Annotated in this window: 1 protein-coding gene and 1 pseudogene; both read right to left on the reverse strand. The window is 61.6% G+C overall.

Annotated elements, in window-relative coordinates; all coding sequences use genetic code 11:
- Positions 1-332: pseudogene (locus AOA61_RS23890) on the reverse strand (phage tail tape measure protein); the annotation flags it as partial.
- Between the two features lie 27 nt (positions 333-359).
- Entirely contained in the window at positions 360-662 is a 303-nt protein-coding gene (locus AOA61_RS23895) for a DUF1799 domain-containing protein (protein WP_012724063.1), read from the reverse strand.
- Positions 663-683: the final 21 nt, after the last annotated feature.

A 683-nucleotide genomic window follows, 5' to 3' on the forward strand; every position in this document is an offset into this window, starting at 1 on the left:
CCCAGCAGGCTGTTCAGGGCCTTCTGTTCATCCAGGGCGGACTTGGCCAGGGCGATCTGCTGCTTGTCCAACTGAGCCGAGATCTTCGCCGCCTCGGCCTCGCCATAGGCGCCGGTCTTGGTCAGCTTGGCGAGAGCGTCACGCTGCTTTGCCAAGTCCTGGGTGGTTTTGGCGCTGGTGGACAGCGACTTTTCCAGTGCCTGCATTTCGTTCATCAGCGAAACGGCGGACTGCTCGGCCCGGCCGCCGGCCTTCGCCATTTCATCCAGACTCGTTTTCGCCTGGATTGCATCGGCCGAGTCGATCTTGACGCCGAGTTCTGCAATGTTCATCGACTCACCTTGAATAAGTGCCCGTGGTTACGGGCTGTTTTCCCTTTCCTCCGCCATGACGCGCAGAGCCTCGCCTTCCAGCACCTGGAGGTCTGGGAAGATTTCAGCGAGTTTCTTTTTCTTGATGCCGAGGAAGCCGGCCACGTCGCGGATGCAGCTGTAGTCGAGACCGATCGCGCCGCCGGCGCCTGCTCGCCACTGGGTGGACATTCGGTTGAAAAGAAGGAAGGCCGGCCAGTTGCAGGGCCAGACCTCCACTTCCTCAACCAGATCTCCAGGGGCAAGGCCGAACATCCCGATAATCGCGTCGGGCACGCTCGGCGAGTACATGGCGCGGGCGGCGTCGGTCAG

It is taken from the genome of Pseudomonas sp. 2995-1, from assembly GCF_002742505.1.
GTDB classification, from domain to species: domain Bacteria; phylum Pseudomonadota; class Gammaproteobacteria; order Pseudomonadales; family Pseudomonadaceae; genus Aquipseudomonas; species Aquipseudomonas sivasensis.